23 protein-coding genes are annotated in these 22,529 nt (G+C 58.9%); 7 read left to right on the forward strand and 16 right to left on the reverse strand.

Translation table 11 applies throughout. From position 1 onward, the window contains the following. Nucleotides 1-20: 20 nt before the first annotated feature. The 4 genes from Q0677_RS09420 to Q0677_RS09435 all read right to left on the reverse strand — a co-directional run bounded on the left by Q0677_RS09420 (nucleotide 21) and on the right by Q0677_RS09435 (nucleotide 3,264). Complete coding sequence (locus tag Q0677_RS09420; RefSeq protein ID WP_298908889.1) at nucleotides 21-536, reverse strand: fasciclin domain-containing protein; 516 nt, start codon at nucleotides 534-536, stop codon at nucleotides 21-23. Between the two features lie 187 nt (nucleotides 537-723). Further along, on the reverse strand, nucleotides 724-1,359 hold the full coding sequence (locus tag Q0677_RS09425) for a ChrR family anti-sigma-E factor (protein WP_298908891.1): 636 nt from the start codon (nucleotides 1,357-1,359) through the stop codon (nucleotides 724-726). Next, nucleotides 1,356-1,874 carry a sigma-70 family RNA polymerase sigma factor gene (locus Q0677_RS09430; protein ID WP_298908893.1) on the reverse strand — a complete coding sequence of 173 codons (519 nt, stop codon included), beginning with the start codon at nucleotides 1,872-1,874 and terminating at the stop codon, nucleotides 1,356-1,358. The genes Q0677_RS09425 and Q0677_RS09430 overlap by 4 nt, the downstream gene beginning before the upstream one ends. Before the next feature lie 217 nt (nucleotides 1,875-2,091). Then, nucleotides 2,092-3,264: a glycosyltransferase family 4 protein gene (locus Q0677_RS09435; protein WP_298908896.1), complete on the reverse strand. Its 1,173-nt coding sequence runs from the start codon at nucleotides 3,262-3,264 to the stop codon at nucleotides 2,092-2,094. 191 nt (nucleotides 3,265-3,455) lie between these two features. Here Q0677_RS09435 and Q0677_RS09440 point away from each other — a divergent pair, with 191 nt between their 5' ends. Then, complete coding sequence (locus tag Q0677_RS09440; RefSeq protein ID WP_298908901.1) at nucleotides 3,456-4,352, forward strand: sulfotransferase; 897 nt, start codon at nucleotides 3,456-3,458, stop codon at nucleotides 4,350-4,352. On the opposite strand, the gene Q0677_RS09445 is transcribed toward Q0677_RS09440, so the two are convergent. From Q0677_RS09445 to Q0677_RS09470, 6 genes are all read right to left on the reverse strand, one after another. After that, nucleotides 4,312-5,574 (reverse strand): O-antigen ligase, encoded by a 1,263-nt coding sequence (locus tag Q0677_RS09445; RefSeq protein ID WP_298908903.1) that lies wholly within the window; start codon nucleotides 5,572-5,574, stop codon nucleotides 4,312-4,314. The two genes, Q0677_RS09440 and Q0677_RS09445, sit on opposite strands and share 41 nt — an antisense overlap. Nucleotides 5,575-5,981: 407 nt before the next feature. Next, nucleotides 5,982-6,836, reverse strand: coding sequence for a ferredoxin--NADP reductase (locus Q0677_RS09450; protein ID WP_298909129.1), 855 nt, complete (start codon nucleotides 6,834-6,836; stop codon nucleotides 5,982-5,984). A 69-nt stretch (nucleotides 6,837-6,905) separates the two neighbouring features. After that, a complete protein-coding gene (locus Q0677_RS09455; RefSeq protein ID WP_298908906.1) occupies nucleotides 6,906-7,316 on the reverse strand; it encodes a DUF934 domain-containing protein in 411 nt (136 codons plus the stop codon). Further along, a complete protein-coding gene (locus Q0677_RS09460; RefSeq protein ID WP_298908909.1) occupies nucleotides 7,313-8,053 on the reverse strand; it encodes a phosphoadenylyl-sulfate reductase in 741 nt (246 codons plus the stop codon). The genes Q0677_RS09455 and Q0677_RS09460 overlap by 4 nt, the downstream gene beginning before the upstream one ends. Further along, nucleotides 8,043-9,713 (reverse strand): nitrite/sulfite reductase, encoded by a 1,671-nt coding sequence (locus Q0677_RS09465; protein ID WP_298908911.1) that lies wholly within the window; start codon nucleotides 9,711-9,713, stop codon nucleotides 8,043-8,045. Before Q0677_RS09465 ends, Q0677_RS09460 begins: the two co-directional genes overlap by 11 nt. After that, on the reverse strand, nucleotides 9,706-10,032 hold the full coding sequence (locus Q0677_RS09470; RefSeq protein WP_298908913.1) for a DUF2849 domain-containing protein: 327 nt from the start codon (nucleotides 10,030-10,032) through the stop codon (nucleotides 9,706-9,708). Before Q0677_RS09470 ends, Q0677_RS09465 begins: the two co-directional genes overlap by 8 nt. Before the next feature lie 140 nt (nucleotides 10,033-10,172). Here Q0677_RS09470 and Q0677_RS09475 point away from each other — a divergent pair, with 140 nt between their 5' ends. Then, the gene (locus Q0677_RS09475; RefSeq protein WP_298908915.1) at nucleotides 10,173-10,634 is read left to right on the forward strand and encodes an Lrp/AsnC family transcriptional regulator; all 462 of its coding nucleotides are present in this window, start codon (nucleotides 10,173-10,175) and stop codon (nucleotides 10,632-10,634) included. Between the two features lie 102 nt (nucleotides 10,635-10,736). Here Q0677_RS09475 and Q0677_RS09480 read toward each other — a convergent pair whose 3' ends face one another. Further along, entirely contained in the window at nucleotides 10,737-11,912 is a 1,176-nt protein-coding gene (locus Q0677_RS09480; RefSeq protein WP_298908918.1) for a cytochrome P450, read from the reverse strand. A gap of 58 nt (nucleotides 11,913-11,970) precedes the next feature. Here Q0677_RS09480 and Q0677_RS09485 point away from each other — a divergent pair, with 58 nt between their 5' ends. The 5 genes from Q0677_RS09485 (at nucleotide 11,971) to Q0677_RS09505 (ending at nucleotide 18,370) form a co-directional block, all read left to right on the forward strand. Beyond that, nucleotides 11,971-13,713, forward strand: a complete 1,743-nt coding sequence (locus tag Q0677_RS09485) for an ATP-binding protein (RefSeq protein WP_298908921.1) — start codon at nucleotides 11,971-11,973, stop codon at nucleotides 13,711-13,713. Then, a complete protein-coding gene (locus tag Q0677_RS09490) occupies nucleotides 13,710-14,951 on the forward strand; it encodes a sigma-54 dependent transcriptional regulator (RefSeq protein ID WP_298908924.1) in 1,242 nt (413 codons plus the stop codon). Before Q0677_RS09485 ends, Q0677_RS09490 begins: the two co-directional genes overlap by 4 nt. A gap of 235 nt (nucleotides 14,952-15,186) precedes the next feature. Then, the gene (locus Q0677_RS09495) at nucleotides 15,187-16,188 is read left to right on the forward strand and encodes a DctP family TRAP transporter solute-binding subunit (protein WP_298908927.1); all 1,002 of its coding nucleotides are present in this window, start codon (nucleotides 15,187-15,189) and stop codon (nucleotides 16,186-16,188) included. A 107-nt stretch (nucleotides 16,189-16,295) separates the two neighbouring features. Next, the gene (locus Q0677_RS09500) at nucleotides 16,296-16,961 is read left to right on the forward strand and encodes a TRAP transporter small permease (protein WP_298908930.1); all 666 of its coding nucleotides are present in this window, start codon (nucleotides 16,296-16,298) and stop codon (nucleotides 16,959-16,961) included. Next, nucleotides 16,961-18,370: a TRAP transporter large permease gene (locus Q0677_RS09505; RefSeq protein ID WP_133487980.1), complete on the forward strand. Its 1,410-nt coding sequence runs from the start codon at nucleotides 16,961-16,963 to the stop codon at nucleotides 18,368-18,370. The genes Q0677_RS09500 and Q0677_RS09505 overlap by 1 nt, the downstream gene beginning before the upstream one ends. Before the next feature lie 102 nt (nucleotides 18,371-18,472). Here Q0677_RS09505 and Q0677_RS09510 read toward each other — a convergent pair whose 3' ends face one another. The 5 genes from Q0677_RS09510 to Q0677_RS09530 form a co-directional block, all read right to left on the reverse strand. Further along, a complete protein-coding gene (locus tag Q0677_RS09510; protein WP_298908935.1) occupies nucleotides 18,473-18,667 on the reverse strand; it encodes a DUF2892 domain-containing protein in 195 nt (64 codons plus the stop codon). A 78-nt stretch (nucleotides 18,668-18,745) separates the two neighbouring features. Continuing rightward, nucleotides 18,746-19,405, reverse strand: coding sequence for a Crp/Fnr family transcriptional regulator (locus Q0677_RS09515; RefSeq protein ID WP_298908938.1), 660 nt, complete (start codon nucleotides 19,403-19,405; stop codon nucleotides 18,746-18,748). Nucleotides 19,406-19,430: 25 nt separating this feature from the next. Next, complete coding sequence (mmsB, locus tag Q0677_RS09520; RefSeq protein WP_298908941.1) at nucleotides 19,431-20,303, reverse strand: 3-hydroxyisobutyrate dehydrogenase; 873 nt, start codon at nucleotides 20,301-20,303, stop codon at nucleotides 19,431-19,433. Between the two features lie 10 nt (nucleotides 20,304-20,313). After that, nucleotides 20,314-21,342, reverse strand: a complete 1,029-nt coding sequence (locus Q0677_RS09525; RefSeq protein ID WP_298908944.1) for an enoyl-CoA hydratase/isomerase family protein — start codon at nucleotides 21,340-21,342, stop codon at nucleotides 20,314-20,316. Beyond that, nucleotides 21,342-22,493, reverse strand: coding sequence for an acyl-CoA dehydrogenase family protein (locus Q0677_RS09530; protein ID WP_282182902.1), 1,152 nt, complete (start codon nucleotides 22,491-22,493; stop codon nucleotides 21,342-21,344). The genes Q0677_RS09525 and Q0677_RS09530 overlap by 1 nt, the downstream gene beginning before the upstream one ends. Nucleotides 22,494-22,529 lie beyond the last annotated feature (36 nt).

Below are 22,529 nucleotides of genomic sequence, written 5' to 3' on the forward strand. Positions count from 1 at the left end.
TTGCGATATGACTGCTGGTCTTAGTGGCAGGCAGGGCGGGTGCCCGGCAGCAGAACTTTGTCAATCACATGGATCACACCGTTGTCTGCCTTGATGTCTGCGATCACCACATTGGCCATTTCGCCGGTGCCATCTGCGATCATTACGCCGTCAGACCCTGCGGTGATGCACAGGCGTTCGCTTGCCAAAACTGGTTTGAAATAGTTCGATCCGGCGGGCATCATGCCGGCGGTCAGCATGCGATCGTCAACGTGATACAGCAGGATGTTGGTCAGTTGTTCTTTGTTCTCCGGCTTCAGCAGATTGTCGACGGTACCCTTCGGAAGGGCCGCGAACGCATCGTTGACCGGAGCATATACGGTGAAAGGGCCGGGACCAGACAGGGTTTCAGCCAGGCCTGCCGCCTGAACGGCGGCAACCAGAGTCGAGAAACGCTCGTCTCCCGCGGCAATTTCCACGATTGTATCGGCGGTTGCTGTGCCTGCAGACAGAGCGATTGTGATGGCTGCGGCGGCAGATTTCAGGGCGGTTTTCATAAGGACTTCTCCATGTTGATGCGCGTGTGGCGCGTAGATGTATTTGTGGTTCGTATGGAGGTTACGCTGGGGAAGAATCGCCGGATCACGACCTCACGAATGCGTGAAAGATCGTGAAGTAAGTATTTGAAACAAAAAAAGAACCGCCGAATTTCGGCGGTTCCTTCTATGCAGATTTTCTGGTGTGTCAGATGCGGAAAATTGGCTGCAGAATACGTGGCAGGAAGGCGTTGAAGCGCAGTCGTGCATCCGTCGCGGCAAGGCAGATACAGGGATCGCCCGCGTCAGCGATCGGGGTGTGCTCAAGATCTTCATCCGCGATTTCGACATCGCCGACCCCGAATTGCCCGGTCTCATCACTGAAGCTGCCCTGCAGCACCAAGGTCATCTCGAGCCCGTTATGGCCGTGATCCGGCACCGCCTGCCCGGGTGGGATATACAGCAGACGCACCGATCCATGCGCATCTTCGGTCAGAATGTCCTGACGGACACCCATCCCAAGCGTTTTCCATTTCAGCGCACGACCTTGAAGCGCCTCCATCACAGGGCCGGGATAGATGCCCGAGCGATCATAGACGGGTTCGGGGACGAAAGGCGCGTCCAACTGGGCAAACAGGTTGTCTTTCAGCGACGACGACACCGGCACGGCGTCACTGTCTTCCAAGACAACACCGCCCACGGTTTGATGCGCAGCAAGAGCCACGCGGCAGTGGTCGCAAAGCGAGATATGGCTGGCAACGACCACGGCGAAAGCATGGGGCAGCGTACCGGCGGCATAGGCGGCCAGCATCGCGTCGGGGATATGATGGGTCACGGCGCTCATTGTTTTAAGTCCTTCAGCTCGTGTCTCAGTCGTTCCATTCCAAGTCGTATGCGTGATTTTATGGTTCCCAGTGGTAGGCCGGTTTGGGCGCTGATTTCTTGATGTGTCAACTCGCCGAGATAGGCTTTTTCGATGATCTCGCGCTGTTCCGGCTTCAGGTTTGCAAGAGCCTGCCTTAGCTGCGCGGCCTCTTGCTCAAGGCCCAGCACCTGACTGGCGTCTGCCTCGGTGCCCGGGTCTTCTTTCAGCTCTTCGGGGACGGGCCGGCTTTCCTTGCGCGTGATGTCGATCTGGCGGTTCCGCGTAATCTGATAGATCCACGCCGAGACTTGTGCCCGATGAGGATCAAACTGCGCGGCTTTGCGCCAGACTGTCAGCATCACATCCTGCACGATCTCTTCGGCCTGTGCCGCGCCGGTCCCGGATTTCATGATGAAACCCTTCAGGCGCGGTGCGAAATGGTCGAACAGCTTAGCAAATGCGTCGCGGTCCTGATGGTCGCGGATGGCGATCATCCAATGGGTTTGGTCGGAATAACCGATACATTCTGGCGGCACAGATTTTGCCTCGCTGGGGCACGCGCCAGTCGGCGGCGCGCTTGTTATCGTGAGTTCTATGATTTCCTGTACCATAACACGCTTACGCGCGCGCACTCTATTTGGATCTCTTTTTTTACCGAGTGTGCTTTGTTTGGCGATGAGGCCCGGCGGGGCAAATCTGCCGATGCAGTGTTTATGACAGGAAATCTTCGTAAATCTGGCTAATCTGCTGAATATGACGTTCTGCGCCGTATCGGTTCACAAGATCATCACGGGCAGCGGCAACAAGTGAGGCGCGATCGTCTGGATTGCCTTCCAGATGTACAATGGCATCGGCAAAAGCGCCTGCATCGTCTGTCGGCACGAGCCGACCAGTTCGGCCGTCTTCGATGGCTTCCATGTTTCCGCCGTGCTGTGTCGCGATTACGGGAACGCCAAGGTGCATGGCCTCGATAAGTGTTCGGCCAAAGGGCTCGTTCACGGCCGTGACGATTGTGGCGTCCATTGCTGCCATGGGCCCATTGATTGGTCGTCTGAACCCCATCATATGAATGCGATCACGGATCCCAAGGCGGTCGGCGAGCTCTAGGGCGTCGCGGTCAAGTGGGGCATGAGGCAGGATGGCTTCGCCAAACAACAACCCATGCACATCCCGATTGGGGAGCGCTTTGACCGTTTCCGCCACCGCCTGAACAAATTCAACGGGTCGTTTTCGCGGCACTAAGGACCCAAAGAATCCGATAAGCAGCGGATCTTTCCCGGCGTTGATTTCGTCTAGAAGCGCGGTGCGGGCTGCTTCCCTATCTGGCTGTTCTTCGAACTCGAAGGGGCTGTAGACAACATGGGTACGTTTTTTCACAGGTAAGAGTGGACGCGACGGGCGGGCGAAATTCGACACGGTCACAATTCGGTTCGCAAGAAAGGGGGCAATTGTGTTGGCCCCGAAACTTGTTGGATCCTCGCGATGATGCCAAATCAGCTTGCAGCCAGCGAGCCGTGTTGGAAGGGCCCAATTGACATGCATCCGCCCATCGTTGGTGTGGACGATGTCATACCCTCCCTTGATCAGATAACGCCGCAGCGCGGGCAGGGTGCGGGTCAGATAGGTCCCGAACGACGTATGGCCCGAGGCCGTACTGTGGGACGGGGCCATGATCGGGACATCCGACAGGGTTTGATAGCTAAGGCCCAGCGAATGAATGTACTCTCCAAGCCGTCCCGGCCCAGTCCCATCAAGGTCGTGCAGGAGTATTGTTGGATCGAAGCGATCACGGTCCAGCCCTGCGATCAGTTTAAGGGCTGAGATATGGCTGCCGCCGACGGTGCCTCCCCCAATGAACGGGAATAGAATTCGCAACTGTTTCAAAGAAACGACCTCGGAAAAAACGCCTAAGCGACCCCTCTGCGGATCGTTTTGCGTGCGCTAATTTAACAACTCAACGATTGGACAATAATGTAGGAGGGTAGTTTAAAAAAGAGTCTGCGTCGATAAAGAAACGGGTTACCTTAGAACGGATTACATTAAAGACACTTTATTTCCGGCCGTTGGGGGCATGTATGAAACCAAAGATTATTTATATCGCCGGCTATGGCCGCAGCGGATCAACTGTTGTCGATATTATGTTGGGGATGCACCCCGAGATCTTTGGTGCTGGCGAGCTTTCAACGATGTGTCGCCATGTTTGGAGAGAGAACGAATATTGCGCCTGTGGTGCCCGCTTGAACGAGTGTGACGTGTGGGAACCGGTCATGAAACGCTGGACCAAGGAGTGTGATCCAGACGACTATTTTGCTTTGCAACGTTCAATTGAGCCGCTCTATGCGCCGGGGCGCATGATCGGAGGGGCAAAGCTTGAGGCCTACCTGAATATGTCGCGCGCGATGTTTTCAGCCATTCGCGATCAGACCGGGCAGCCCATCATTTTGGATTCGTCCAAAGCCCCAGGGCGCGCGCTTGCGTTAGCGAGCGATCCAAAGATCGATTTGCGGGTCATCCACCTTGTGCGAGACGCGCGCGCGGTGGCGCATGCATTGGGGCGCGCGATACCCGTTGATGTTGCGCAGGGGGTGCAGAAGAAAATTGTCCCACGCTCGCCCCTTCGAACAGCTCTTAGATGGCGGATGTACAACAGCGTCGCCGAGAGGTTGCGGACCCGCCTTGCGCCGAACCGTTCGGTGCGGGTTCGATATGAAGACATTTCCCGCAATCCGCTTGCCGAGCTAAAGCGAATTTCTTCGGCGGTTGACGTGGATCTAACCGAGGTCGGAAGTCAGATTTCCCAAGGGGCGAAAATAGTCCCCGCGCATCAGATGGCGGGCAGCCGACTTCGGATGAAAGGCCCTATGGCATTGCGGTACAATTCGGATTGGGAAACTGAGATGCCCAAGGCCGCAAAAAGGCAGGTAGAGCTGATTACCGGCGCCCAACTTTGGCGCTATGGGTATTCTGAATGAAGGCCCGTGGAAGGCTGAGGCTGATCGCAATCGCCAAAGGGACATGCCAGAAGCGGGCGTAGAAATGCGCGAAAGCGTTCAGGACGAGAATAAATAGAATAACCGTGACAAGCGTGATGACGCCCCTCGACCGGCTTTCAGGATTTCTGTAGGCCCCGATGCCCAAAGCCAATGCTGAAAAGAAAAGGCCGCACATCCCAAGCAAAGACATGATCCCGCCTTCTAGCAGTATCAACAGGTACGTATTGTGTACTGGCGCTCCGTGATGGCTGATGATCCGGTATTGATTGGCGCCAAATCCAAGCCACTTGGCGTCATTTGACAGCTGAAATGCCTCTTGTATCAACGCGGCCCTGTCCGAGAAAGTACCCGCCTGCGACAGGTCTGCCGTGGACAGCGCGCCCAACACACGCCTTTGGAAAACTTCGGGTAAAAACAAGTCTCCGGCCAACAAGGTGATTGCGATGAAAATACCCCCCAAACCCACCGTTATGAGGGTGGTGCGAAAGCTTCCGACCAGAAGCAGAACGAGGCTTGCGCCCAAGACCGTTGCGCCGAACCCGGTATTCGATCCTGTCAGCATCAATCCATAAAGCAGGATGACCAGCGTCGGCGCAAAGTGCTTCAGCCGGAACCTTCTTGTTAGTCTCAGATAAAGGCTGAATGTGATCGCGATTGCTGTCATCGCGCCTGCTGCGTTCTCGCGCTCTAGAAGCGATCTTAGGCGTCCACTGCCGGAAACAAGCCGGGGGCTGGCATCAGGCACAAATGTCACCAAGTATATTCCATGCAGCATGATGGCGGCGATGGAATATATTAGCACGCGCATCAGCAGAAATGTCTCGTCCAGACGCCGACACGCGATGATGATTGGAATGATAATCAGCGAGTAAAAATATTGAAGCGACACAATCAGTCCGTCGACCGGATCCCCATGCGCGATTGAACTTAGCAGCAGTCCGCCCACAAACAGTATGAACGAGAAGTGCCAGAGCGATGTCGTAGGCCCGTAAAAACGCAAAGGTACCGTGCGATTGAGCAGCATGAAAATCAGCGTCATGAAGCCGAACAAATCGCTGGCCGTGAAGTAGGCCACGTCAAGACGAAGGTAATTCATCGGCGACAGCGCGACCGTTGCGATTGCCAAATACAATTCGAGTTGCTTGGCTGACGTTTTTCGGTTGGGGGCAAAGCCAGCAGATATCGGACCCGCGTTACTCATTCGGGTGCCCCTCGGGAAGGTAGGCCCCCCGCGTTGGGGTGGGGGAATGTGAGTCCGTGACTGCCGCCATGCCATAAGATTCCAAGAGGGTATTTTCTGGATGTACACAGCGCTGGATGGCTATCGGCATGGATCCCTCCCACTTGGCAGGCGGTTCAAGATAATGAAATTACGTAAACACGATTAGGCTAGATTGCTCTTATAGTTACACGGAATCTGGCTTTTGAATACCAGTTTCGGCCCGATGGGTGTTCCCCTCAAAGGTTTGGGCCATTTGGGGATGCCCCGAAAACTTGCACGAGACCAGAGTGCCGCTGAGGTGTTTTGTGAAGCACATGTAAAACAAAACCGCCCGCCACACGGGGGGTGCAGCGGGCGGTAAATCTGTCAGCGGTGGTTTGCGTGGATCAGTCCAGGAACGCTTTCTCGACCACATATTGCGCGGGTTTCGAGTTCGCGCCTTCCTCAAGCCCGTATTCCTCGAACATCTCTTTCAGCTCCAGGTTAAAGGCCAGGTTGCCGCAGATCATCGCGCGGTCATATTCGGGGTTCAGGGGTTCAACGCCCAGATCCTTGAATGCCTCGCCCGAACGCATCAGGTCGGTGATGCGGCCCATCTTGGGGCTCTCTTCGCGGGTGGTGGTCGGGTAGTATTTGATCTTCTTCCAGAAGCCTTCACCGATCACTTCGTTCAGTAGTTCGTCTTCCTTTAGGCTTTCAATCAGGTTCGCACCATAGGTCAGCTCGCCCACTTCTCGGCAGGTATGGGTGATGATGATCTCGTCGTAATCCTCGTAGGTCTGCGGTTCACGCAGAAGCGAGGCGAAGGGCGCAAAGCCGGTGCCGGTGGCAAAGAACCAAATGCGCTTGCCGGGCAGCAGGGCGTCATGCACCAACGTACCAACGGGTTTCGGACGCAGGATAATCTCGTCGCCCACTTCAAGGTGCTGCAGCTTCGAGGTCAGCGGCCCGTCCTGCACTTTGATCGAATAGAACTCCATTTCCTCGTCCCAGCTGGGCGAGGCGATGGAATAGGCGCGCAGAAGCGGTTTCTGTTTGCCGGTCTTCGGGTCCGGGTCACCCATCAGGCCGATCATCACGAACTCGCCCGAGCGGAAGCGCAGGCTGGCAGGGCGCGTGCAGCGGAAGCGGAACAGGCGGTCGGTGTAATGTTCAACTTCGGTCACCGTCTGCGCGTCGGGCAGGGTCGGGACCGGTTTTACTTTGGTTTCAGCATCCATAACGGGCGTCACTTCATTCATCAGCGTAAAGCGAGGCACGGTGCCTCGCCCTTTCTTGTCTGTGTGTATAGGAGGGTTGCGAAGGGCGGTCTAGCCGGTCATCCGCGACCTATAGTCATAGGCTTTCCAATCCGCCCGGTACTGCCATTCAGCTTCCGGCTGGCGCTTGGCCAGCTCGTCCGAGATCTCGACCTCGTCAAAGCCCGACCGACGCGCCATCGCATATTGGTCCGAGATCACGTGGCCGTGGGCGCGTAGGCGACCCTCGTAGCCCAGAAGGCGCAGTTGACGACCCAGCGTAAAGCCGCGCCCATCCGCGAAAGACGGGAAGTCGATGCGGATGGCGGGTACGCCCACCATCAGATCAGCCAGTGCCGCCGGATCCGTGTCCGAGGCGATGTGCAGCCCGCGCGTGTCATTGGCAGCGCGCTCTTCAGCGGTTGCGAACCCTGCGGTCCAGTCTTCACGGGCAAAGCCGCTATCGGTTACAATCACGCTCATGCTTCTGCTCCTACGCGAACCATTTTTCCGTCGACAAAGTGAATGCCGCATTCCGTCTTCTCGGCCCCGCGCCAGCGTCCGGCGCGCGGGTCTTCGCCGGGTTTCACAGCCGATGTACAGGGCGCACAGCCGATCGACGGGAAGCCGCGTGCGACCAGCGGGTGCTTGGGCAGGCGGTTGTTGATCAGGTAATCCTGCACGTCCGAGGCCGCCCAGTGCGCCAGCGGGTTGACCTTCAGTAGACCATCCTCGGCCTCGAAGAACTCAAGATCTACGCGTTTGCCGCCCTGAAAGCGCTTGCGCCCGGTGATCCAGCCGTCAAACCCTCTTAGCGCACGGTCCAGCGGTTCGACCTTGCGCAGCTCACAGCAGGCATCGGTGTCGGCCAGATGCAGAATGTTGTCCGGGTCGCGGGCAAACAGATCTTCCGCGTCCGGGTGAATGACCCGTACATCCGTCAAACCCAGCTTCTCGGCCACTTCGACCTGATAATCGAGCGTTTCCTGGAACAGCATCTGCGTGTCCAGAAAGATCACCGGAACGGTGCGGTCGACCTTGGCCACCAAATGCAGCAGCACAACGCTTTCCGCGCCAAAGCTCGAGACCAAAGCAAGCGAGCCAATGGTGCTGTCCGACAGCGCCCGTTCCACGACTGAGGTCGCGGAATGGTGCTTGTAGCGATCATTCAGATCGGCCGCGCGCTCTTCCGCGGGGGGAAGGGGGAGTTCAAGCGGCATTGGTCTTGTCCTCCTCCGGATAGAGGGCAGCCTTGAACGGCGCTTCGCCAAGGCGGCGATAGGCGTCGATGAAGGTCTCGCCCTCGTCCTCGCGCAGCTCAAGATAAGCGTGCACAAGGCGCTCGATGGCCGGGACGATCTGGTTGTAGGCAAAGCCGGGACCCGCCCGTTTGCCAATCACAGTGTCCGGGCCGGCGTCACCACCCAAGGTGATCTGATAGTTTTCGACGCCCGCACGATCCAGACCCAGAATGCCGATATGGCCCAGGTGGTGGTGCCCACAGGCGTTGATGCAGCCCGAGATCTTGATCTGCAGATGGCCGATATCGTGCTCGATCTTCAGCGCGTCGAAACGCTCGGCAATCTCTTGCGCGACCGGGATCGAACGGGCCGTTGCCAGCGCGCAGTAATCCATGCCGGGGCAGGCGATGATATCCGAGATCAGGCCAGCATTGGCGGTTGCCATGCCATGCGCACGCAGGGCGGCAAAGATCGCAGGCAGGTCCGAACGGTGGACATGCGGGAAGATCACGTTCTGCTCGTGGCTGATGCGAATGTCGCCGTGGCCGAACTCTTCGGCCAGATCGGCAAGGACGCGCATCTGGTCAGAGCTTGCGTCACCCGGCGTGGCGCCATGCGCCTTCATCGAGATCGTGACGATCCCGTAGCCATCCGCGCGGTGGTCGTCCACGTTGGTGTCGCTCCACGAGCGGAAGATCGGGTCGGCGTCGCGGGCGGCGTGGTAACCATCCAGCGAGGCGGTCTTGAACTCCGGCGCTTTGAAGTCAGCGGCGATGTTGGCGAAATGCTCTTGATCCACACCCGAGAAGAGCGGGCGTAGCTGGGCAAAACGTGCCTCGACCAGATCGTGGATCGTGTCGATCCCGTTCTCCATCGTGGTGATCTTGATGCGCGCCTTATACTTGTTATCGCGGCGCCCCAGCGTGTTGTAGACGCTGACCACAGCCTCGACATACGGCAGCAGATCTTCGCGCGGCAGGAAGTCTTTCAGCACCTGACCCACAACCGGCGTCCGGCCAAGGCCGCCACCGACGAGGATCTGATAGCCAATCTCTCCGGCCGCGTTTTTCACGATGCGAATGCCGATGTCATGCGCCTTGGTGACAGCACGGTCAGCCTTTGATCCGGTCACAGCCAGTTTGAACTTGCGCGGCAGGAATTGGAATTCCGGGTGGTCGGTGGACCACTGGCGCAGCAGCTCGGCGGTGGGGCGCGGGTCTTCAACCTCGTCCGCGGCAGCGCCGGCGAAGTGATCCGCCGTCACGTTGCGGATCGTGTTGCCCGAGGTCTGGATCGCGTGCATGCCCACATCGGCCAGCGCGTCCAGCATGTCCGGAATGTCCGACAGGCGCGGCCAGTTGTATTGGATGTTCTGGCGCGTGGTCCAGTGGCCATAGCCCTTGTCCCAGCGTTCACCGATCATCGCCAGTTGGCGCATCTGGTTCGGGTTCAGCGAGCCATAGGGGATCGCCACCCGCAGCATATAAGCGTGCAGCTGTAGATAAACGCCATTCATCAGGCGCAGCGGTTTGAACTCGTCTTCGGTCAGCGCGCCCGAGATGCGGCGGCCTACCTGCTCGCGGAACTGCGCCACGCGGTTGCGCACGAAGCTTTCGTCGAAATTGTTGTAATCATACATTGGCCACGGCCTCCGATGCCGATTGCTCTGTCTGTTTGCCGTGGAAGCGGTTCGACGGGCCGGTGGCACGGAACGCTTCGCGGAAGTGGGTGGGGATCGGGCCGGTTGGGCCTGCGGCGGCGTCGGCCAGATAGGGGCCAACGGCGATGCCGGGCTCGTCCGTGGCGCGTGCAAGCTGGGCGTTTGCCTCGGCCTCGTCCTCGATCAGCCATGCCATACACATGTCGCGGACCCACGACCCGTTACGGGCCATATAGATGACGTCACCTTCGATCAGATCGTTGGCGGTTACCACTTTGGGGCTAAAAGGGCGGGGCATGGCATGTCCTTTCCGGTTGCGTTCGGGCTTTATATAGGACATTTTCCCATTATTCCGCGAGGTGTCGCGGCAAATAAGGAATGTTGTTTCGGTTTGCGCGTCAGGTAGAACGCTTGGACCAGAAGAAGGGAAAAAGCGGAATGTCTGTTCGGCTGGACGAGATCGACCGGAAAATCCTGCGCGAGCTTCAGCGCGATGCGGGGCAGTCTTTGGACGTAATTGCCAAAAAGGTTGGGTCGTCTAAGACCCCGGTTTGGAACCGGATTCGCAAGATGCGGGAAAACGGGGTGATCGGGCAGAACACCATGGTCATGGATGCCGAAAGCCTTGGGTTCGAAGCTTGTTTCTTCGTCCTGATCCGCACCTCCGAGCATGAGGCAGACTGGCAGGACAAGTTCCTGGCCGCGCTGCGCGCACGTCCCGAGGTGATGGAAGCACACCGTTTGGCAGGCGAGATCGACTATATCTTGAAGGTTCGCGTGGAAAACGCCCGCGCCTATGATGTGTTCTATCAGGCGCTGATTTCCGAGGTGAAAATCTTCAACGTGACTGCGCTGTTGTCGATGGAAGAGATCAAGTTTTCGACGGAATTGCCAATCTGATGGGCTTTCGGTGGCTCACTGCGTGAGCCTGAGGGGCGTTGCCCCTTGCGCCAAATCTGCGATTTGACGCTACCCCAAGGTGTTTTCGGCAAGAGGAAGATGTCAGGTCTTGACCATCAAGCCTGAGAGCCCGTGGAAGTGATAGACATTTCCGTATTTCGGCGGCGCGGTGATGGTCAGGTTCGGGCAACGGCTGAACAGGATTGGAAGCGCGTGTTTCAGCTCTAGCCGGGCCAGCGGCGCGCCGATGCAGAAATGCACCCCGGCGCCGAAGGCGGTGTTTTGTTGGATGCGACGGGCTGGATCGAAGGTGTTGGGATCGTCCCACATATCTGGATCACGGTTGGCGGCACCCAGCAGCAATCCAATTTCGTCCCCGCGTTTGAAGTCGTGCCCGTACAGCGTCGTGTCCTCATAGACATGGCGGGTGAACATGTGCAGCGGCGGGTCGAAGCGGAGGGTTTCCTCGATCGTTGCGTCAATGGCGTCTGGGGACAGGGCGGTAGCGGGAGTGCCATGTTCCAGAAGGGTTTTAACGGCGATGGCCATCGCGTGCACGGTGGCTTCGTGGCCCGCATTCAAAAGCAGGATACAGGTCGAAATCAGCTCGTCGGTCGAGAGCTTTTCGCCTTCTTCCTCGGCTTGGATCAGCTCGGTAATCAGGTCGTCGCGCGGGTCTCCGCGCCGCTGGTCTACGTAGTCGCGCATGAAGGCGACGAAGGCCTCGGTGGCGGCAATCGCCTCGTCTTCGACCGCGCGGGTGCGGCGGGCTTGGTACATCGAGACCATGGCATTGGACCAGCGCAGCAGGTCATCGGCGCGATCCTCGGGGACGCCCAGAAGGCGGCAGATGATGATCACAGGGATACGGGTGGCGAAGGCGGGCAACAGGTCGAAGTCGCCTGTGGGGAAGGCGTCAATTAACTCGTGGGTAAGGGTTTCAATCTCGGGGCCTAGAGCTGCAATCCGGCGCGAGGTGAAGGCACGCAGGACCAGCTTGCGCAGGCGTGTGTGGCGTGGGGCTTCCAGTTCCAGCATCGAATGCGCCTCGACCGCGTAAAACGGGGCCAGATGGTCGGGAAACTGACGTGGCTCAACGGGTTCACGCCCGAAACGACGGTCGCGCAACAGCGCGTTCACGGCGCGAAAGCTGACCGCCATGGGCAGGTCGTAATCGGTCCAAAAGAACAGATCGCCTTCCGCGCGGGCGCGGTCATAGAAGGCGTAGGGGTTCTGGATAAATTCGGGATCCGTCGGGGATTGGCTCAGTCGCTTCATGGGCGCATGTTCCTTAAAGCGGCTGGTCAATGCAAGAGGCCTTTCCTATGCTGCCCTCATGTTGCGGTTTCTGCATACGAAGTGGATTTTTCCCTTTCTTCTTGGGACGCTGGTGATCAGTGCCGGGGTCTGGGCGGTGGCGTGGCGGGCGGCACTAACACCGCTGGCAGAGCAGGCGTCGTCGGAACTGGAACTGGCGACCGACCAATTAACGCGTCATCTGTTTCGCTATCGTGAACTGGCCGTTGTGCTGGCGCGCCATCCGGATTTGCGGGCCCGACTGAGCGGCGAGGCTGAGGACCCGAAAACCGCAGATGATCTGCTGCGTGCTATGGCGGATATGACCGGCGCGCATCAGCTTTTGCTGGTCGATGCCAGTGGGCGCGTATTGGCGGCGTCGCATCAGACACAGCAGCAGTTGGATCCGGCTGGGGCGATGCTGCACCGTGCGTTGACGGGTGCTTTGGGGTCGGAAGCCGAGTTTCAGGTGGTGGGCGATGACAGCCTGCGCCGGGTGTTTTCCTTCGCAGCGCCGGTTCTGGGTGAGGGAGAACAAGGCCAAGGTGCGGTGATCGCCCGTACGAACCTTCTGGATTTTGAAGAAAACTGGCCGTCGACCGCCTCGGCGTTGTTCTTCACCTTGAATGACACGCGGGTCTTCGTGTCGAACCGATTGGATCTGGTTAGTGCTGCGCGACCCACCGAAGGGTTTTTGAACAGCAGTGCCAGCCATTGGACGGGGCATGAGGTTTGGGCGATCGAAGCCGGGCCATACCTTCCCGACCGCGCGCTGCACCTGACCCGTGATCTGTCCACGGTTGGGTTGAGCGGCGAGATCCTGTTGGATACGGCGCCCGCCGAGCGCAGCGCGGCCCTGTTGGCAGCCATTGCCGCCGCGATTTGCTTGGGGATTGGTGGACTTCTACTGGCGGTTGGCGAACGCAGGCGTGCGCTGGACGAACGGCTGCGTATTGAAGCTGCGGCCAACGCGCGGCTTGAGGCCCGCGTGGCGGAACGGACTCAGGCGCTGTCTGAAGCAAACCTCGATCTTCTGCGCGAAAACCGTGAGCGGCGCGAGGCTGAGGCCGCGTTGAAAAAGGCGCAGGATGATCTGGTGCAGGCGGGCAAACTGTCGGCGCTGGGGCAGATGTCGGCGGGCATCAGTCACGAGTTGAACCAGCCCCTGATGGCCATTCGCAGCTTTTCCGAGAACGCCACACTGTTTCTTGAGCGCGGGCAGGAGGAGCAGGCCGGGCAGAACCTGACCCGGATTTCCGAACTGTCCCACCGCATGGCGCGGATCATCAAGAACCTGCGCGCGTTTGCGCGAAACGAAGCCGAACCGACCGGGAAGGTTGATCTGGGACAGGTGGTGTCGACGGCGGTCGAGCTGACGGAACCGCGGCTCAAGGCGGATCGGGTTACGCTGGACTGGACGCCTCCGGCCACGCCGGTGTTTGCCAAGGCGGGCGAGGTGCGGTTGTCTCAGGTTTTCGTCAACCTGATCAACAACGCGGCGGACGCCATGATGGAACAAGACGACCGGCATATTCGGATCGTCGTTAATGCGGGCAAGACCCTGTCGGTGACGGTTCAGGATAGCGGGCCGGGCATCGAGGATCCTGATCGGATTTTTGAACCCTTCTTCTCGACCAAGCAGGTGGGCGACGAGGGCATGGGGCTGGGGCTGTCGATTTCCTACGGGCTTGTGCAAAGCTTCGGGGGTGATATTCGCGGGCGCAATTGCGAAAACGGGGCGATGTTCACGGTCGAGCTGCCCTATTGGAAGGACGCGGAATGACACAGACGGTGTTGTTGGTCGATGACGACATGATGGTGCGCGAGGCGCTGGGCCAGACCTTAGAGCTGAACGGTCTGACGGTGATCGCGGCGGGCAGCTATGTCGAAGCCAAGGATCACATCCGGCCCGATTTCCCGGGCGTCATACTGTCGGACATTCGCATGCCCGGAAAGGATGGCTTTGCGCTGTTGCAGCAGGCGCAAGAGGTTGATCCTGATTTGCCTGTCATCCTGTTGACGGGCGAGGGAGACATTCCGACCGCCGTGCGCGGGATGACCGAGGGGGCTTTTGATTTTCTCGAGAAACCCTGTGACCCGAATACGCTGCTTTCAGTGATTGGGCGGGCGCTGCAGACCCGGACGCTGGTGTTGGAAAACCGTGCCCTGCGCGCCAAGGCGCAGACCGGTGACGCGGCAGCGCGTCTATTGATCGGGGAAAGCACGCTGGCCGAGGAGCTGAGGGCGCAAATCCGCGCGGCTGCTGCCACCACTGCCGAGGTCTTGATTTGCGGCGAACCCGGCTCGGGTACGTCCAAGGTGGCCGAGGTTTTGCACCTGCTGTCCGGCGATGCCACGCGGCCTTTCGTCAAGCTGGCGTCGGCCGGGTTGTCCGCAGAGGATCTTCTGTCCGGTGTGGATCGGGCAGAAGGCGGCACGCTGTTTTTGGACGAAGTCGGCGCATTGGACGCGGCCATACAATACCAACTGCTGGATCTGCTCGAACAGCCCGGCAACTGGCGCATGGTGGCCGGAAGCTATCGCGATCTGGAAGCCGAGCATCAGACGGGCCGCTTCAATGCGGACCTCTATTATAAACTGGATCTCTTCCGGATCCGCATCCCGGCCCTGCGCGAGCGGAAAGAGGACATCCCGCTGCTGTTCCGACATTATGTCTCGATCTCGTCCGAACAAGCGGCGTTGACCCCGCCCGAGATCGGGCAGGATGCGATCGCGCAGCTGATGGCGCAAGACTGGCCGGGCAACGCGCGGGCCTTGATGAATGCAGCGATGCGCTTTGCGATGGGGCTTGGTTTGGGGCAGATGGACAGCCCTCAGGATGACACGGGGTTGGGCTTGGCCGAGCAGTTGGCGCAGGTCGAACGGTCACTGTTGATGGATGCCCTGAAACGTCACGGCGGCGGGGCAAGCGCGGCGGCGAAAGAGCTGAAACTGCCGCGCAAAACCTTCTATGATAAGCTGGCACGGCACGGGATTCGGCCCGAGGCATTTCGCGGCTGACTGTGCGGATTTCCGCACAAATCCCACAATCACCTGTGTGACTTTCCGCCCATGCTGCAGCTACAAGTCCGCTATGCCCTCAGCTTTAGGCGCGACAACCTGCCGTAAACAAACGAAAAACCCAACATTTCTTGAGTTTTTTCTGGTTCCCCTTGGCGGCGTCACGAAGCCGTGAGCCTATAGAGCAGTTGCCCATTTTTGCGGCGCTTACTCTATCTGTCTGGGAGGACACCACATGAAATTCCTGACCATTGCGGCTTCGGCCCTGGCCATTGCAGCCTCTGTCACCACCGCACAGGCGGCCTGTGACGACGGCGAGATCGTGATCAAGTTCAGCCACGTCACCAACACCGACAAGCACCCGAAAGGGATCGCTGCGTCGCTTCTGGAACAGCGTGTCAACGACGAGATGAACGGCAAAGCCTGTATGGAGGTTTTCCCGAACTCGACGCTCTACAACGACAACAAAGTTCTGGAAGCCATGCTGCAGGGCGACGTTCAGTTGGCTGCACCGTCGCTGTCGAAATTCGAAAAGTTCACCAAGAAATTCCGCATCTTTGACCTGCCGTTCATGTTCAATGACATCAACGCGGTCGACGCCTTCCAGGCTTCGGAAAGCGGACAGGCCCTTCTGGACAGCATGCAGCGCCGCGGCCTGCAAGGGCTGGCATACTGGCACAACGGTATGAAGCAGATGTCGGCCAACAAGCCGCTGGTTCTGCCGACTGATGCTGCCGGCCTGAAGTTCCGCGTGCAGTCGTCGGACGTGCTGGTTGCCCAGATGGAAGCCATCGGCGGTAGCCCGCAGAAAATGGCCTTCTCGGAAGTGTATGGCGGCCTGCAGCAGGGTGTTGTGGACGGTCAGGAAAACACCTGGTCGAATATCTACGGTAAGAAGTTCTTCGAAGTTCAGGACGGCATCACCGAAACCAACCACGGTGTGATCGACTATCTGGTTGTGACCAACATCGACTGGCTGGAAAGCCTTGATGCCGATGTACGCGATCAGTTCCTGACCATCCTGTCGGAAGTGACCACCGCACGTAACGCGGAATCGACCGCCGTGAACGAAGCTGCCAAGCAGTCGATCATCGACGCCGGTGGTGAAGTCCGCCAGCTGGACGCCGCACAGCGTCAGGCATGGGTCGATGCGATGAAGCCGGTTTGGGCGCAGTTCTCGGACGATGTAGGTCAGGAAAACATCGACGCGGCACAAGCCATCAACGCAGGCTCGTAAGCCATTCAAAACTCTCCGGGACGCGCATCAGCGTCCCGGAACACCACTGGTGTCGCGGTGCCCCATCGGGCCCGCATCTTTAGCAAAAATTCTGCGGGGACGAGGACATGCAACACAAGCACACCTTCGTGGACCGAATCGAGGAGACGCTTATCGCGACGCTCCTTGGGTTGATGACGGCGATTACCTTCGCAAACGTCATTGCCCGTTTCGGGTTCAATTCAAATATTCTGTGGGCGCTGGAACTGACCGTGTTCCTGTTCGGGTGGCTGGTGCTGCTGGGCGCTTCATATGCGGTGAAGAAACATAGCCACTTGGGCGTTGATGCGATCGTCAACATGGTTCCGCCCGCGGTTGCGCGTGTTCTGGGACTGATTGCAGCGGCCGCCTGTGTCCTGTTCTCCATTTTCATGGTGAAGGGCGCGTATGACTACTGGGCCGTTTTCGCCGACCTGCCGCCCACCTCGGGTCGTTGGTTCCCGACGGGGTTTGTCGACAAGTTCCGCTCGCAATCCTTCTACGAGGTACAGGACGTGCCGATGATTGGGCTCTTTGCGTTTCTGGAAGACCTGATCAACTACGGCGAAAGCTATGAAAAGCTTCCGAAAGTCGTGCCTTACATTGTTCTGCCGATCTCGATGATGCTGTTGCTCTTTAGATTCCTGCAGGCGTCGCTTGCGATCTGGAGCGGAAAAACTGACCGTCTGGTCGCAAGCCACGAAGTCGAGGACGAGATCCAGGAAGTTCGTGAGCAATTGGGGGAGCATGACTGATGGACGTCGTAATTCTTTTTGCAATGGTGATCGGCCTTCTGCTGATCGGTGTGCCGATCGCAGTCAGCCTGGGCCTCAGTTCGATCCTGTTTCTGCTGTTCTATTCGGACGCCACGCTGGCATCGGTCGCAGGCACGCTGTTCGAAGCCTTTGAGGGGCACTTCACCCTGCTGGCCATCCCGTTCTTCATCCTAGCCTCAAGCTTCATGTCGACGGGTGGTGTGGCGCGCCGGATCATCCGCTTCTCGATCGCGTGTGTTGGCCACCTTCCGGGCGGTCTGGCGATTGCGGGTGTGTTCGCCTGTATGATGTTCGCAGCCCTGTCGGGCTCGTCGCCCGCAACCGTGGTCGCCATCGGCTCGATCGTGATCGCAGGCATGCGCCAAGTGGGTTATTCCAAGGAGTTTGCCGCAGGTGTGATCTGTAACGCAGGTACGCTGGGCATCCTGATCCCGCCGTCGATCGTGATGGTGGTCTATGCTGCCTCGGTTGAGGTGTCGGTTGGCCGGATGTTCTTGGCTGGTGTGATCCCGGGCCTTCTGGCGGGCTTCATGCTGATGGTGACGATCTATGTCATCGCGAAGGTCAAAAACCTGCCCAAGGGCGAATGGAAAGGCTGGGGCGAGATCATCGAGTCCGGTCGAGAAGCCGGTTGGGGTCTGTTCCTGATTGTCATCATCCTGGGCGGTATCTATGGCGGTATCTTTACCCCGACCGAAGCCGCCGCTGTCGCCGCTGTCTATGCCTTCCTGATTGCAACCTTTGTCTACAAGGATATGGGCCCGCTCGCTGGGGCCGCAGCTGGGGTGTCGGCTGGCAACCTCGAGGCATCGACCGGTGAGAAGGTCAGCCTGTTTAAGAAGCCGCAGGCGCTGATCACGTCGCTCTTCCACCCGGACACAAAGCACACGCTGTTTGAGGCGGGTAAGCTGACCGTTACTCTGTTGTTCGTGATTGCCAATGCGCTGATCCTGAAGCACGTGCTGACCGAGCAACAGGTGCCGCAGCAGATCGCAGGTGCCATGCTGAACGCAGGCTTCGGTCCGGTCATGTTCCTGATCGTCGTCAACGTGATCCTTCTGATCGGTGGTCAGTTCATGGAACCCTCGGGTCTGCTGGTCATCGTGGCACCCTTGGTGTTTCCGATTGCCATCGAACTGGGCATCGACCCGATCCATCTGGGCATCATCATGGTGGTGAACATGGAGATCGGGATGATTACGCCACCGGTGGGTCTGAACCTCTTCGTGACCAGTGGTGTCGCCGGTATGCCGATGATGTCAGTGGTGCGTGCAGCACTGCCCTTCTTGGCCGTGCTCTTCGTCTTCCTGATCATGATCACGTACATACCGTGGCTATCGACCTTCCTGCCCAACACCTTCATGGGGCCGGAAATCATAACCAAATAAAAGAACAGCGCCGGGCCCCAAAAGGTCCGGCGCAAACTTTTCCACTCGCTACGTCGACCTGTCTAGCGGACGAGCGTTGCGATTTTCTGAAGAAAACCTGACTTAATTCTTAAGCTTGCAGGTGTTGATCCCGAAGACGGTGTAAAGCGGGCAGGATCCCAGCGCACCGGTGGCCAGCGGAACCACACCGATCAAAGCCCAGACCGGGCCGCCTGCGAAAAAGTACCACCCCAACAGTGCAAGACCTGCAACAACGCGCAGGATACGATCCAGATTATCTTCGTTTTTCTTGAGCATGATGAACTCCTTTCCTTATCTGAACCCTTTTTAGCAAGGCGTTACGGGAAAGGCATGTGACGTGGTCACACAAGGCGATCAAAAAGCTGTCCCGCTGACAATTGCGTTCAGCGCCTTGCGATCTAGAATGGTCACCACCCCGCGTTCATGCGCCACCGATCCAGAATGGGCCATCTTGTCCAATCGGCGCGAGATGACCTCGCGGGCAGTGCCAATCGCGGTGGCCATTTCGGCTTGCGTCATGTGCAACGCTCCGTCTGGACCAGAGCGGTCCAGAATGAGGGCGGCCAGCCGCGCCTCGACGCTCATGAAGGACACGTTCTCGATCAGTTGCATCATGGATTGCATGCGTTCGGCAAAGGCACCGAAGACCAGACGTCGAAAGCCAGGTGAGCTGTCGAGAAGTGCAAAGAACACGTCGCGCGGGATCAGGACCAGACGGGCAGGGGTCTCGGCGGTTGCTTCGGCGGTATAATCGTCGCCACCCAACAGACCCAGCGTCGACTGGATGCAGCTTTGGCCCGGCGCCACGCGGTAAAGCAGAATATCGCGCCCATTGGGGCCGATCAGGTTCACGTCGACCTGCCCGGACAGCATGACGACATAGCCTTTCACGGCTTCGCCGGGGCAAAACAGAACGGCGCCTTCGGGCACCTCCATCGGGGAAAGCGTATCCAGAAGCGCGCGGGCTGGCGCGTCCAGCCCGGCGATCTGGTCAGTGTGTTCGGTCCAACTCATACCCATAAGCTAGACCGAACGCGTCTTAGCTGCGACCGCGTTTTTCAAAGCGCGGCAACATGGCCGAGAAATCCATGCCCAGACCGTCTTCGTTTTCGACGAACTGCGTATACAGTTCGGTCGCGGCCTGACCCATCGGGGTGTCGGCATCTGCGGCTTCCGCGGCTTGCTGGCTCAGACGCAGGTCTTTCAGCATCAGCTCAGCGGCAAAGCCCGGCTGATAGTCGTTATCCGCGGGCGACTGAGGACCAACACCCGGTGCGGGGCAATAGGCGTTCATCGTCCAGCTATAGCCCGACGAGGTCGACACGACGTCGAACATCTTCTGGCGATCCAGACCCAGCTTGTCGGCCAGCGCGAAGGCTTCGCAGGTGCCGATCATGGTGATGCCAAGGATCATGTTGTTGCAGATCTTGGCGGCCTGACCCGCGCCACTGTCACCGCAATGCACGGCTTTCTGACCCATGATGTCAAAGAGGGGCTCGGCCTTGGCAAAGGCTTCTTCCGAACCACCTGCCATAAAGGTCAGTGTGCCACCGGCCGCGCCGCCAACACCGCCCGACACGGGGGCGTCTACGGGCAGCATGCCGGCTGCCGCGGCCTGTTCCGCCACCGCACGCGCGCTTTCCACGTCCACGGTCGAGCAATCGACGAACCCGGTGCCCTTGTCCATCGCGGGCACGATTTCGTTGGCCACGGCGCGCAGGATCTGGCCGTTGGGCAGCATGGTTACAACCACATCTTTGCCTGCGGCAGCCTCGGCACCTGACGCGGCCAGCGCCACACCTTCGATGTCGACCGGGGCCATGTCAAAGCCGGTGACCTCGTGACCGGCCTTGGCCAAGTTCGTCGCCATCGGGCCACCCATGTTGCCCAGTCCGATAAATCCGATTTTCATGAGGTTCTCCCTAGAATGTCAGTTTGTTGTCGCCCAGAGGGGCGAGCATATGTTCGACTGCCTCTTTCGGCAGGTTTTCCATGTCGTATTCCCAGTTCGGGTTGCGATCTTTGTCGATCACGGCGGCGCGGATGCCTTCCACCAGATCGGAGTGTTCCAGCGCGCGGTAGACGAAGCGGTATTCCAGTTCCAGCGACGCCCGCACGTCACGGGTACCCGCCATGCGGTGCAGCATCTCGACCGTGCAGGCCATCGAAAGGGGCGAGTTTCGGCCCAAAAGCTCCAACGTGTTTTCAGCAAACTGGCTATCTTCAGCGCGCAAGGACGCAACGATCTCGCCTAGGCTGCCGCCGCCAAAATGCGCGTCGATCATCGGCTGCATGGCTGACAGGTTGCCGGGGATCGGCGGGATCGCGGCTTCGTCAATATGGCTAGGGTCGCCAGTACGGATCAGATCCGCTTTCAGCGCGTCCCATTCGGCCTGACGGATCACGTAGTCAGCAAAGCCTGCATGGATTGCATCGCCCGGGGCGAGGCGTGCACCGGTCATGCCGATATACTCGCCCAACCGTCCCGGTGCGTGGGCCAGGATCATTGACCCACCCACATCTGGCACCAAGCCAATCCCGCATTCCGGCATCGCCATCCGCGACGAGCGCGCCATAATCCGGTGCGAGCCGTGACAGCCCACGCCGACGCCGCCGCCCATGGTGAAGCCCTGCATGAAGCTGACCACGGGTTTGGGGAATTCAAACAGGCGCGCGTTCATGCGATATTCGTCGCGCCAGAATTCTTGCGCGCGGGTGTGATCGCCCGACAGACCAATCTCGTAAATTTCGCGGATGTCACCACCGGCACAGAAGGCGCGGTCGCCCTCGGCGTCGATCAGGATCAGCGCCACGTCGTCATCATCGGCCCATTTGATCAGGGCCGCGTCAATTTCAAGGCACATGTCATAGCTAAGCGCATTCAGCGCCTCGGGGCGGGTCAATGTGATCCGCCCAGCCTTGCCTTCTTTTCGAATATGAATGTCTGCCATTAGCCGCGGTCGCGTTCTGCCAACAACTGCCGCCCGACGATCAGGCGCATGATTTCGTTGGTGCCTTCAAGGATCTGGTGGACACGCAGGTCACGGACGATCTTTTCGATGCCGTAATCCGACAAGTAGCCATAACCGCCATGCAGCTGCAGGCAGCCGTTTGCAACCTCGAAAGACACATCCGTCACCATCAGCTTGGCCATGGCGCAGAACTTCGAGGCATCATGCGCTCCGTTATCCAGCTTCCACGCCGCCTGACGCAGGAAGGTGCGGGCGGCTTGCAGCTTGGTCTCGTACTCGGCCAGACGGAACTGCAGTGCCTGGAACTGGTCGATGGTTTTGCCGAACGCCTTGCGCTCGCCCATATATTGCAGGGTCAGATCCAATGCCTTTTGGGCGCCACCCAAAGCCCCGGCCGAGATGTTCAGACGTCCACCGTCCAGACCGGCCATCGCATAGGTGAAGCCTTTGCCCTCTTCGCCCAGCAGGTTTTCATGCGGGACAAGGCAATCGTCGAATTGCACCTGAGAGGTCGGCTGCGCTTTCCAGCCCATCTTGCGTTCGTTGGCGCCAAAGCTCAGGCCCGGCGTGCCGTTTTCCACCACAACGGTCGAGATACCTTTGGGGCCATCGTCGCCGGTGCGGCACATGGTGACGTAGACGTCAGAATAGTTGCCGCCCGAGATGAACGCTTTGTTGCCGTTCATCACATAGCCCGCGTCGGTCTTTTCCGCGCGGGTTTTCAGGGCCGCCGCATCCGAGCCCGATCCGGGTTCGGTCAGGCAGTACGAGAAAACTTTCTCCATCGAGCAGAGCGCAGGCAGCCATTTCTGCTTGTCTTCTTCCTTGCCGAACTTGTCGATCATGCCGCCACACATGTTGTGGATCGACAGGAACGAGCCAACCGACGGATCGGCCATCGCCAAAGCTTCGAAAATCAGCGTGGCATCAAGGCGCGACAGGCCCGATCCACCGTATTCTTCCGACACATAAACGCCGCCAAAACCCAGCTCGGCCAGTTGCGGCCACAGCTCGCGTGGGATGGTGCCGTCGGCCTCCCACTTCTCGGAATTTGGTGCAATGTTTTCTTCGCCAAAGCTTTTGGCCATGTCGAAGATAAGGGTCTGCTCTTCGGTCAGCGCGAAATCCATCTGGTCCTCCCGTCCACGTGTTTGCACGGAGCTTAT

The organism is uncultured Aliiroseovarius sp. (assembly GCF_947492455.1).
Classification (GTDB): domain Bacteria; phylum Pseudomonadota; class Alphaproteobacteria; order Rhodobacterales; family Rhodobacteraceae; genus Aliiroseovarius.

What these genes read in the sequence shown, in the direction of transcription:
- Q0677_RS09460 (WP_298908909.1), bottom strand. Translation starts at nt 8,053, where the DNA reads ATGCCGCTTGAACTCCCCCTTCCCCCCGCGGAAGAGCGCGCGGCCGAT.
- Q0677_RS09475 (WP_298908915.1), top strand. Translation starts at nt 10,173, where the DNA reads ATGTCTGTTCGGCTGGACGAGATCGACCGGAAAATCCTGCGCGAGCTT.
- Q0677_RS09420 (WP_298908889.1), bottom strand. Translation starts at nt 536, where the DNA reads ATGAAAACCGCCCTGAAATCTGCCGCCGCAGCCATCACAATCGCTCTG.
- Q0677_RS09445 (WP_298908903.1), bottom strand. Translation starts at nt 5,574, where the DNA reads ATGAGTAACGCGGGTCCGATATCTGCTGGCTTTGCCCCCAACCGAAAA.
- Q0677_RS09455 (WP_298908906.1), bottom strand. Translation starts at nt 7,316, where the DNA reads ATGAGCGTGATTGTAACCGATAGCGGCTTTGCCCGTGAAGACTGGACC.
- Q0677_RS09500 (WP_298908930.1), top strand. Translation starts at nt 16,296, where the DNA reads ATGCAACACAAGCACACCTTCGTGGACCGAATCGAGGAGACGCTTATC.
- mmsB (WP_298908941.1), bottom strand. Translation starts at nt 20,303, where the DNA reads ATGAAAATCGGATTTATCGGACTGGGCAACATGGGTGGCCCGATGGCG.
- Q0677_RS09505 (WP_133487980.1), top strand. Translation starts at nt 16,961, where the DNA reads ATGGACGTCGTAATTCTTTTTGCAATGGTGATCGGCCTTCTGCTGATC.
- Q0677_RS09470 (WP_298908913.1), bottom strand. Translation starts at nt 10,032, where the DNA reads ATGCCCCGCCCTTTTAGCCCCAAAGTGGTAACCGCCAACGATCTGATC.
- Q0677_RS09425 (WP_298908891.1), bottom strand. Translation starts at nt 1,359, where the DNA reads ATGAGCGCCGTGACCCATCATATCCCCGACGCGATGCTGGCCGCCTAT.
- Q0677_RS09480 (WP_298908918.1), bottom strand. Translation starts at nt 11,912, where the DNA reads ATGAAGCGACTGAGCCAATCCCCGACGGATCCCGAATTTATCCAGAAC.
- Q0677_RS09525 (WP_298908944.1), bottom strand. Translation starts at nt 21,342, where the DNA reads ATGGCAGACATTCATATTCGAAAAGAAGGCAAGGCTGGGCGGATCACA.
- Q0677_RS09530 (WP_282182902.1), bottom strand. Translation starts at nt 22,493, where the DNA reads ATGGATTTCGCGCTGACCGAAGAGCAGACCCTTATCTTCGACATGGCC.
- Q0677_RS09485 (WP_298908921.1), top strand. Translation starts at nt 11,971, where the DNA reads ATGTTGCGGTTTCTGCATACGAAGTGGATTTTTCCCTTTCTTCTTGGG.
- Q0677_RS09510 (WP_298908935.1), bottom strand. Translation starts at nt 18,667, where the DNA reads ATGCTCAAGAAAAACGAAGATAATCTGGATCGTATCCTGCGCGTTGTT.
- Q0677_RS09495 (WP_298908927.1), top strand. Translation starts at nt 15,187, where the DNA reads ATGAAATTCCTGACCATTGCGGCTTCGGCCCTGGCCATTGCAGCCTCT.
- Q0677_RS09440 (WP_298908901.1), top strand. Translation starts at nt 3,456, where the DNA reads ATGAAACCAAAGATTATTTATATCGCCGGCTATGGCCGCAGCGGATCA.
- Q0677_RS09465 (WP_298908911.1), bottom strand. Translation starts at nt 9,713, where the DNA reads ATGTATGATTACAACAATTTCGACGAAAGCTTCGTGCGCAACCGCGTG.
- Q0677_RS09430 (WP_298908893.1), bottom strand. Translation starts at nt 1,874, where the DNA reads ATGATCGCCATCCGCGACCATCAGGACCGCGACGCATTTGCTAAGCTG.
- Q0677_RS09490 (WP_298908924.1), top strand. Translation starts at nt 13,710, where the DNA reads ATGACACAGACGGTGTTGTTGGTCGATGACGACATGATGGTGCGCGAG.
- Q0677_RS09515 (WP_298908938.1), bottom strand. Translation starts at nt 19,405, where the DNA reads ATGAGTTGGACCGAACACACTGACCAGATCGCCGGGCTGGACGCGCCA.
- Q0677_RS09450 (WP_298909129.1), bottom strand. Translation starts at nt 6,836, where the DNA reads ATGAATGAAGTGACGCCCGTTATGGATGCTGAAACCAAAGTAAAACCG.